Origin of the sequence: Streptantibioticus rubrisoli (assembly GCF_024436055.1) — a bacterium.
Classification (GTDB): domain Bacteria; phylum Actinomycetota; class Actinomycetes; order Streptomycetales; family Streptomycetaceae; genus Streptantibioticus_A; species Streptantibioticus_A rubrisoli.
In genome coordinates, this window is sequence record NZ_JANFNH010000033.1 from 66,861 (window position 1) to 75,723 (window position 8,863).

9 protein-coding genes are annotated in these 8,863 nt (G+C 71.4%); 4 read left to right on the forward strand and 5 right to left on the reverse strand.

Annotated elements, in window-relative coordinates:
* Positions 1–2 precede the first annotated feature (2 nt).
* Complete coding sequence (locus NON19_RS23430) at positions 3–746, reverse strand: zinc ribbon domain-containing protein (RefSeq protein ID WP_255930952.1); 744 nt, start codon at positions 744–746, stop codon at positions 3–5.
* Positions 743–1,609 carry a Nif3-like dinuclear metal center hexameric protein gene (locus NON19_RS23435; RefSeq protein ID WP_255930954.1) on the reverse strand — a complete coding sequence of 289 codons (867 nt, stop codon included), beginning with the start codon at positions 1,607–1,609 and terminating at the stop codon, positions 743–745. Before NON19_RS23435 ends, NON19_RS23430 begins: the two co-directional genes overlap by 4 nt.
* 269 nt (positions 1,610–1,878) lie before the next feature.
* Between NON19_RS23435 and NON19_RS23440 the strand changes: the two genes are divergently transcribed.
* Complete coding sequence (locus NON19_RS23440; protein ID WP_255930955.1) at positions 1,879–2,991, forward strand: hypothetical protein; 1,113 nt, start codon at positions 1,879–1,881, stop codon at positions 2,989–2,991.
* A 175-nt stretch (positions 2,992–3,166) separates the two neighbouring features.
* Positions 3,167–3,313: a hypothetical protein gene (locus NON19_RS23445; RefSeq protein ID WP_255930957.1), complete on the forward strand. Its 147-nt coding sequence runs from the start codon at positions 3,167–3,169 to the stop codon at positions 3,311–3,313.
* Between the two features lie 121 nt (positions 3,314–3,434).
* Here NON19_RS23445 and NON19_RS23450 read toward each other — a convergent pair whose 3' ends face one another.
* Genes NON19_RS23450 through chsH3 form a run of 3 tightly spaced genes read right to left on the reverse strand, consistent with a single transcriptional unit; the run spans position 3,435 to position 6,346 of the window.
* A complete protein-coding gene (locus NON19_RS23450; protein ID WP_255930959.1) occupies positions 3,435–4,370 on the reverse strand; it encodes a 3-oxoacyl-ACP reductase in 936 nt (311 codons plus the stop codon).
* A 29-nt stretch (positions 4,371–4,399) separates the two neighbouring features.
* Complete coding sequence (locus tag NON19_RS23455; RefSeq protein WP_255930961.1) at positions 4,400–5,476, reverse strand: Zn-dependent alcohol dehydrogenase; 1,077 nt, start codon at positions 5,474–5,476, stop codon at positions 4,400–4,402.
* Positions 5,477–5,491: 15 nt separating this feature from the next.
* Complete coding sequence (chsH3, locus tag NON19_RS23460) at positions 5,492–6,346, reverse strand: enoyl-CoA hydratase ChsH3 (protein WP_255930963.1); 855 nt, start codon at positions 6,344–6,346, stop codon at positions 5,492–5,494.
* Between the two features lie 345 nt (positions 6,347–6,691).
* On the opposite strand from chsH3, the gene NON19_RS23465 reads away from it, so the two are divergent.
* Positions 6,692–7,963, forward strand: coding sequence for a sensor histidine kinase (locus NON19_RS23465; protein WP_255930965.1), 1,272 nt, complete (start codon positions 6,692–6,694; stop codon positions 7,961–7,963).
* 24 nt (positions 7,964–7,987) lie between these two features.
* Positions 7,988–8,629 (forward strand): response regulator transcription factor, encoded by a 642-nt coding sequence (locus NON19_RS23470; protein ID WP_255930967.1) that lies wholly within the window; start codon positions 7,988–7,990, stop codon positions 8,627–8,629.
* Positions 8,630–8,863: the final 234 nt, after the last annotated feature.

Consider the following 8,863-nt stretch of genomic DNA (forward strand, 5'->3'; position numbering starts at 1 on the left):
CGTCACAGGCCGGAGTCGGGGGTACGGACCAGGATCCGGCGGCAGTTCTCGCACCGTACGACCTCGTCGGCCGGGGCGGCGCGCACCTCGTTCAACTCGGTGATGTTCAGCTCCAGTCGGCAGCCCTCGCAGCGCTTCTGGTAGAGCTTGGCCGCGCCCACGCCGCCGAACTGGGCGCGCAGCTTGTCGTAGAGCTTCAGCAGCTCACCGGGGACCGAACCGGCGATCACCTCGCGCTCCTTGGCGGCGGTGAAGCCCTCGGCGTCGATCTCCTCCAGCGTGCTGTTGCGCCGCGCCTCGGCCTCGGTGACCTTGGCCTGGACAGCGGCCAGCCGCTGCTCCAGCTCGGCGGCGCGGGCCTGGGCGGCCTCGCGGCGCTCCATGACCTCCAGCACCACGTCCTCCAGGTCGCCCTGGCGCTTGGCGAGCGAGGCGATCTCGCGCTGGAGGTTCTCCAGGTCCTTGGGCGAGGTGACCGCACCGGAGTCCAGCCGCTGCTGGTCGCGGGCGGCCCGCTGGCGCACCTGGTCCACGTCCTGCTCGGCCTTGGCCTGCTCGCGTGCGGTGTCGCTCTCCTCGGTCCTGGCGGCCACCAGCAGGTCGCGCACCTGCGCGGCGTCGGCGCTCAACCGCTCGATCTCGGCGTGCTCCGGCAGGTTCTTGCGCTTGTGGTCCAGCTGCCCCAGACGCGAGTCGAGGGCCTGGACTTCGAGAAGTCGGATCTGGTCGGCGGGCGCGGCTTTCAAGCGGAAGCTCCTGGACTAGTGATGGGGGACGTGTGGTCGGTGCTCGGTGCGTGGAGCGTCCACGGGTCGGTGACCTGGCGCGAGACATGCGTGCGCAGCGCCCAGTCGTGCCGGTCGGAGATCTCGTCCAGCTCCCCGGCGGCCTGCTCGCACCAGGGCCACTCGGTGGCCCAGTGCGCCGCGTCCAACAGCGCTGGCCCACCGTGCTGTTGGGCCTCGGAGGCGGGGTGGTGGCGCAGGTCGGCGGTGAGGTACGCGTCGGCCCCGGCGCGCCGCACCTCTTCGAAGAGGCTGTCGCCCGAGCCGCCGCACACCGCGACGGTACGGATCTGCCGTTCCGGGTCACCGGCGACCCGCAGTCCGGTGGCGGTGGCGGGGAGCGCGCGGGCGGCCTGGGCGGCGAACTCGGCGAGCGTCAGCGGCGTGGGGAGCTCGCCGATCCGGCCGAGGCCGCGGCGGCCCGCGGGGTCCTCGGGGTCGGGGACCAGTGGCCCGGTGATGCGCAGTCCGACGGCCGCGGCGAGCGCGTCGGAGACGCCTGGGTCGGCCCGGTCGGCGTTGGTGTGCGCGACGTGCAGTGCGATGTCGTTCTTGATCAGACCGTGCACCACCCTGCCCTTGAACCCGGTGGCGGCGACCGTCGTGGTGCCGCGCAGATAGAGCGGGTGGTGGGTGACCAGCAGGTCGGCTCCGATGCGTACCGCCTCGTCGGCGACCTCCTGGACCGGGTCGACGGCGAACAGCACCCGGCGCACCTCGGCGTCCGGGTCTCCGCAGACCAGGCCCACGGCGTCCCACTGCTCGGCCCGGTGCGGGGGCCAGAGGGTTTCGAGGGCGTCGATCACATCGGACAGTTTGGGCACGGGTGGAAGGTTACCTCCCGCCCCGGCTCCCCGGATCCCCCGAGGGGTGCGTTCATCTGCTGCTTCGCCGGGTCGCGCAGGAGTCCTCCGCGGCGGGCGCAGGGGAGGTAAGGGCCACCTTACCGTTGGGTAACCAGGGACACAGCACACATCGCTCCCCGATCCGCGGCGAACCGGAAGACGGCCACCCTTATGTGTGAAGCATTTCAACTCGCGTTGTTCGGCTGGAAGTACGAAAACTAGCTTCTGAGCCGGAGGTGACGCGGAACATGACGGCCTGCGCCACACAGACCGCAGCAGCGTCCGGTGCCACACGACGCTCGGGATTCAACATCGCGGCGGACGGCTCCTACGCCGCCTGCCTCACCCAGGGCGGGGACCCTGACGGCACCGGCTGGTTTCCGGAACGCTGGACGCTCAACGGCCCCGAGCCGTACACGGTGCCGCTGCCAGGACCGCGCCCTGAAGCGGCGGACTCCCAGGTGCTGCCGCTGCCGGACGGCCGGGTGCTGATCCGCCGCCGGACCGCCGAGCGGCACGACCTGGCGCTGATCTACCCGACCGGACCGGGCACCGGGGAGCTGCCGGTCGGCTTCCTGCACGGCGAGTCGGTACGGCTGCTGCCCGCGCTGCCCTGCGGCACCGTCTACGCCCTGGTGTACGCGGGCGGCAGGTCTACCGTCTGGCTGGTGCACGGCGGCCCCGGACTGGAGCAGCGCGCCGAGATCGACGGCCACTGCACCGGCGGGGTCTGGCTGGACCGCACCGGCCGGATGCTCGCCCTGGACCGCACCCACGAGGGGCGCACCAAGACCATCACGGTCGACCCGGTCACGGGAACGACCAGCCCGCTGCTGCAGATCACCGAGGAGAGCGACGACCGACTGCTGCTCGCCGATCCGGACAGCAAACTGCTGCTGGTCCGCAGCAACGCGCCGGGCACCGACCGGTTGGGCTGGGGGGTGCTGGACAGCAGGCGTCCGGTGCGCTTCCCCGAGTGCCTACGGGAGCCGGACGGCGCCGCGGCCATCGAGCCGCTCGCCATCCAGCCGGGGCAGTTGCTGATGCCCGAGGCGTGTGCGGTGGTGCTGCGGATCCTGGGCCGCGCGGTGCTGTGGCGCCCGGCGGCCCGGGCGCTGTGGCCGCTGCCCACTCCGCCCGGCTGGTTGGTCGGCTGCGCGTGGTGGTCGTCGGGCGGCACGCTGCGGTTGCCTTACGCGCGTCCCGAACAGCCCTACGGTGTGCGGGACATCACCTCGGACGCCCTGGTGAGCCCGTTGCCCCGGCCGCCCAGGCCGGAGCCGAGCACACCTGCGCCGACGGCGGCTCCGGTCAGCCGGGTGCTTCCGCTGCGGCAGGCGCCGATCGCCGCGGTAGGGTAGGGGGCTTGGCCGAGGGATCTTGTCCGCCGTTAGACTTGACGCAGGGGCCGTACGGCCGTGACGACCCGGCCACCGATGGGTATCGAGTGTGAACGGGCGGCCGTGATAAGCGTGTTGTGTACGCTTCCGCCCCAATTCGCCATCTCCTTAAGCGATCCCCACGGAGAGACTCCTGATGTCCGAAACCCGCACCGAAAGCACCGACGACCGCACCCAGCACGCGGCCGCCCATGGGGCCGAGGGGGGACGGCACCGCGGTTCCGCCGCCTCCGCAGAGGACGACACAGCGCCGGCCCACGGCAAGCACCGCCGCCCGCAGTAGTGCCCTGGGGGCGAGCCCCGGCGGGCTCGCCCCCACACCTTTTCCGCCACGGCGGCGAGCGGCCACGGCGGCGTGGCCCAGCGGTGCCGGACCAGCCGCGCCCCACCGCGCCCGCCGGGAACTACCCGTGCCGCAGGCCCAACACCTCGGTGGCCGCGAACGTCTCCTCCGGCCCCCGCCCGGCGAAGTACGGCGTGAGCAGTTCCTCCAGCTCCGCGTAGGAGAACATCTCCTTCGCGGTGTCGAACCGCGCGGCAACGCGTGGTCGATCCAGTACGGCCACCATCCCGCCGTGCACCACCAGCACCTGCCCGTTGACCCGCTCCGCGGCGGGCCCGGCCAGATAGCCGACCAGCGGAGCAACATGCTCCGGCGCCAGCGGATCCACCCCCTGCGCCGGGGCGGCGAACCCCTCGAAGACGTCCTGCGTCATCCGGGTACGGGCCCGCGGGCAGATCGCGTTGACCCGCACCCCGTACTTGCGCAGCGCGAGAGCGGTCGACGTCGTCAGCCCGACGATTCCGCCCTTCGCGGCAGCGTAGTTGGGCTGCCCGGCCGACCCCGCGACGAACGCCTCGGACGAGGTGTTGATGATCCGCCCGTACACGGTGCCACCGGACGCCTTGGCGCATTCCCGCCAGTGCGCCGCCGCGAAGCGGATCGTGTTGAAGTGGCCCTTGAGATGGACCCGGACCACCGAGTCCCACTCGTCCTCGGACATCGAGAAGACCATCCGGTCGCGCAGAATGCCCGCGTTGTTGACCAGGATGTCCAGCGACCCATAGGTGCGCAGGGCGAGTTGGACCAGTTGCTCGGCCTGCCCGAAGTCCGCCACGTCACCGTGGTGGGCCACCGCCGTACCGCCCGCCGCGACGATCTCGGCCACGACCTGGTCGGCCGGGGCGGCCGACGCCTCACCCGTACCGTCGCGGCCGGGCTGCCCGAAGTCGTTGACCACGACCCTCGCGCCGAGCCTGGCCAACTCCAGCGCCTCGGCGCGGCCGAGGCCGCGCCCGGCACCGGTGACGATGGCGGTCCTGCCGTGCAACGCGGCCATACCTCTCCCTCCCCAACAGGGCGAACGGCTCATACGGTGATGGACGTCCTGAGCGCCTCACCACTGCGCATCTGCCGCACCGCCTCATTGACCTCTTCCAACCGCACCCGATGCGTGATCAGCCCGGCCAGATCGATCCGCCCGGCGCGCCACAGCCTGATCACCCGCTGGTAGGAGCGCAGCACATCGCCGCCTCCGTAGAGCGACGGGAGTATGCGCTTCTCGTCGAAGAACAGCTCAAACATGTTGATTTTCAGGAAGTCGTCCATCGCACCCGCGCCCACGACGCAGAGCGTGCCGCCGCGCCGGGTGGTCTCATACGCGGTACGGGCGGTGTCGGAACGGCCGACGACCTCGAAGACGTAGTCGAAACCCTCACCACCGGTGACCCGGTTCCTGGCGTCGGCCAACTCCTCGGGGCCGATCGCCTCGGTGGCCCCGAACCGCACCGCGCCCTCGCGGCGCGCGGCGACCGGGTCGACGGCGACGATCTCGGCGGCACCGGCGGCCCGCGCCCCCTGAATGACGGAGATGCCGACCCCACCGCAGCCGAGCACCGCGACAGACGAACCGGCCCGCACCTTCGCGGTGTTGAGCGCGGCGCCGATCCCCGTGGTGACCCCGCAGCCGATGAGCGCGGCGATCTCGTACGGCACGTCGTCCGGGATCGGCACCGCGCACGCGGCGTCCACCACCAGTTCCTCGGCGAAGGTGCCGGTTCCGGCGAAGCCGAAGACATCCCCTGAGGGGCAGCGGTAGTTGGGGGCGGCGGCGTTGAGGAATCCGGTCAGGCACAGATGGGTCTGACCGCGCTGGCACGACGGGCACTGGCCGCAGGCGGGCAGCCAGCACACCAACACCCGGTCCCCGGCCCTGAGTCGATCGACGCCCTCGCCGACCTCCACCACTTCGCCCGCTCCCTCGTGCCCCGGAACGAACGGCGCGGGCTGTGGCAGCACCCCGTGCATCGCCGACAGGTCGGAGTGGCACAGTCCGGTGGCTTTGATCCGCAGTCGTACCTTGCCGGGGCCGAATCCCACCGCCTCGACGTCGTCCACGACTTCGAGCTTGTCCTGTCCGATCTCCCGTTGCACTGCCGCGCGCATGACGCGTCCCCTTCGCTATGAGTGCTGGATGACGGTGTCGGCGAGCACCGGGGCGTCATCCCGTTCCACGGCGGTGGCCGACACCTGGACGCGCCCTTCCTGCACCCATATGCGGATGCGCAGCGTCTCGCCGGGGAAGAAGATCCCGGCGAACCGGGTCGCGTAGGAGGTCACCCGGGCGACCTCTCCGCCGAGCACGGTGTCCACCACGGCCTTGAGCACGATGCCGTAGGAGCACAGCCCGTGCAGGATCGGCCGGTCGAACCCCGCCAGCTTGGCGAACTCCGGGTCGGCGTGCAGCGGGTTCCAGTCGCCGGACAGCCGGTAGAGCAGCGCCTGGTCCGGCCTGGTGGCGCGCTCCACGACCCGGTCGGGTTCACGCCGCGGCGGGTCGAGGCGGGCGGACGGGCCGCGCTCGCCACCGAATCCGCCCTCGCCGCGCACGTATATCTGGGTGTCGCAGGTCCACAACGGGCCGTCCGCGTCCGCCACGTCGGCGCGCAGCACGATGATCGCGGCCTTGCCCTTGTCGTATACCGCGGCGACCCTTGACTTCTGCACGGCCCGGCCGCTGACCGGGATCGGCCGGTGCAGTTCGACCCGCTGGCCGCCGTGCAGGACGGCGGCCAGGTCGACGTCGATGCCCGGTGCGGCCATGCCTCCGGCCATGGCCATGCCGCCGCCCGCGACGGTGGCGAAGCTGGGTAGTACGTGCAGTCGGCTCTCCAGCGTGTAGCGCAGCTCGTCGGCGTCCGTGGCGGGCAGGCCCGCGCCGATGCCCAGGTGGTAGAGCTGAACGTCCTTGTGTCCCCAGGTGAGTTCGGTGCTGCGGGCCTCGGCGGCGGTGGCCCGGGCGACGTCGATCGGCATCTGCGCGGCTCCTCACGGCGGTCCGGGGCGGTGGCCCCGAAGGTACGGGTCGGGTCGGGACCCCGGCGCGACCGTCCGCACCGTCGACCACGCCGGGGTCGTTCAGGGCCATCGTCTGGTAACGCATAGAACGCGTTCTAGTCGACGGGCTCTGTATAACGCATCACGGTTCCACACGGAATACCTGACGTACAGTCAGCCAATGGGTGGATCTTCGGCGCCCCGCAGGGATGAGACGCGAATCAGCCGTCCGGTTCGCATCGGCAGCCGATCGCCCGATGGCCACCCGGTCCGGCACGGCCCATCATGGATTCCGACCAGCACGACCGGAATGGACGAAGGACAATGACGGGGACACGGGGGAACGAACTGCCCTGGGGCACCGAAGGATTTCGGGCCGCCAGGGAACGATGGCGCTGCCGCAAGGGCCGCCGCCAACAGGGCCCGCTCGACGCCCATGAGATGCGTCATCTGCGGGGCGCCGAACTGGACGCGTACATAGAGAGGCTGAAGGCGCCCGGCGCCGCCGCGATGATGCCGTGGCTGTCGATGCTGATCGCGCCGGGCGCCGACGTCGCAAACGGCCGCGTGGGACCGGCATGGCTGGCCTACTCCGCGCTGGTGGCGTTCGCCGTGGTCTATGTGATGGCGGTCAGGGCGGCGTTCGACGAGAGCCTCAAGGACGGGCGGCGACCACGGTGTCTGCTGCTGGCGCTCGCCGCGATCGCCCTCGCGACCGCCATCCCCTTCGGCCATAGTTGGACCCTGCTGTTCATCATGCTCTCGCTGGCCTGCGGGACGGCGCTGGGCGGCAGACAACTGGGCGTGGCGCTGGTCGCCTTGTCCACCGCGGACGGGGTGATCTCCGGGTTCCACAGCGGGGACTTCTGGGACGCCGCGGGTACCGCGTACGGAACCCTCCTGTCCGGCCTGGTGACCGCGGCGGTCCTCTCGCTGCACCAGGTCATCGCCCAACTCCGCGCCACTCGGCAGGAGTTGGCACGTACGGCGGTCAGCCAGGAGCGGCTGCGCTTCTCCCGTGATCTGCACGATCTGCTCGGCCACACCATGTCGGTGGTGGCGGTGAAGGCGGAGGCGGTACGCCGTCTGGCCCCGCGCGACCTGGACGCCGCGCTCGGCCACGCGTCCGACATAGAGTCGGTGAGCCGCCAGGCGCTCACCGAGATACGGGAGGCCGTCTCCGGCTACCGCGACGGCAGCCTTGCCACCGAACTCGACCGCGCCCGCTCCGCGCTGGACGCTTCCGGCATAGCGCTCACCGTCCACGAGTCGGGCCCACCGCTGCCGCCGCAGACCGAGGCCCTGATGGGCTGGGTGCTACGGGAAGGCGTGACGAACGTGGTACGGCACAGCGGAGCGTCCTGCTGCCGGATAGAACTGAACACCGGCGGTGAGCGGGCGGTCCTGGGCATCATCGACGACGGCGACGGCATCGGCAAGGCCGTCGGCGGTCCGACCGGCGGCAACGGTCTGAAGGGCCTGGCGGAACGGCTCTCCATGGCGGGCGGTTCCCTCACCGCGGGCCCGGCGCCGCGCCGCGGCTTCCGACTCACCGTCGAACTGCCCGTGGAGGAGGACCACTTCGCGAATCCCTGACCGTCACGCCCATACGATTCCCTCATGACCGAGCAGTCGCCCGAGCAGCATCCCGCGAAGCCCATCAAGGTCCTCCTCGCCGAGGACCAACGCATGATGCGTGGGGCGCTGGCGTTGCTACTGGGGCTTGAGGACGACATGGAGGTCGTCGCGCAGGTCTCGGACGGGGATGAGATCGTGCCCGCCGCCAAGGAGGTGCGGCCCGATGTGGCGCTGCTCGACATCGAGTTGCCGGGCCGCAGCGGTTTGGACGCGGCGGCGGAACTGCGATTGGCGCTGCCGCGGTGCCGAGTACTGATCCTCACCACCTTCGGGCGTCCCGGCTATCTGCGGCGCGCGATGGAGGCGGGGGCCAGCGGATTCCTGGTCAAGGACGGCCCGGTGGAGGAACTGGCGGCGGCGATCCGGCGAGCGCTCGCCGGGGAACGGGTGGTCGACCCCACCCTGGCCGCCGCCGCGCTCACCGCGGGCCCGAACCCGCTCACCTCCCGGGAACGCGACGTCCTGAACGCCGCGGCGGACGGCGCCACGGTCACCGACATAGCCACAAGGCTGAACCTGTCAGCCTCCACCGTCCGCAACTACCTGTCATCAGCCATAGGCAAAACCACAACCCGCAACCGCATGGAAGCGGTACGCGCTGCGCGCACCAACGGTTGGCTGTAGCCCCAAAAGGGCCTTGCCCCCGCCCCCACCGGGCGAGGGGGCGAAGCCCCCACGGGGCAGCGGGCGAAGCCCGAAGAAACCGGGGCCCACTGCTAAAACCCACCGAAACGCGGCCCGGAACGAAGCCCCGCCCGAAACGCGGGGGCTCGGGGGCGAAGCCCCCAAGCGGGGCCCAGGGCGAGGCCCCGGAAACAGGGGCTCCGGGGCAAAGCCCCCGGGAAAGGGCGGGTGGGC

Bases quoted from the DNA above. Each gene is read 5' to 3' on its own strand.
- NON19_RS23450 (WP_255930959.1), bottom strand. From the start codon at position 4,370: ATGGCCGCGTTGCACGGCAGGACCGCCATCGTCACCGGTGCCGGGCGC.
- NON19_RS23470 (WP_255930967.1), top strand. From the start codon at position 7,988: ATGACCGAGCAGTCGCCCGAGCAGCATCCCGCGAAGCCCATCAAGGTC.
- NON19_RS23455 (WP_255930961.1), bottom strand. From the start codon at position 5,476: ATGCGCGCGGCAGTGCAACGGGAGATCGGACAGGACAAGCTCGAAGTC.
- NON19_RS23440 (WP_255930955.1), top strand. From the start codon at position 1,879: ATGACGGCCTGCGCCACACAGACCGCAGCAGCGTCCGGTGCCACACGA.
- chsH3 (WP_255930963.1), bottom strand. From the start codon at position 6,346: ATGCCGATCGACGTCGCCCGGGCCACCGCCGCCGAGGCCCGCAGCACC.
- NON19_RS23465 (WP_255930965.1), top strand. From the start codon at position 6,692: ATGACGGGGACACGGGGGAACGAACTGCCCTGGGGCACCGAAGGATTT.
- NON19_RS23445 (WP_255930957.1), top strand. From the start codon at position 3,167: ATGTCCGAAACCCGCACCGAAAGCACCGACGACCGCACCCAGCACGCG.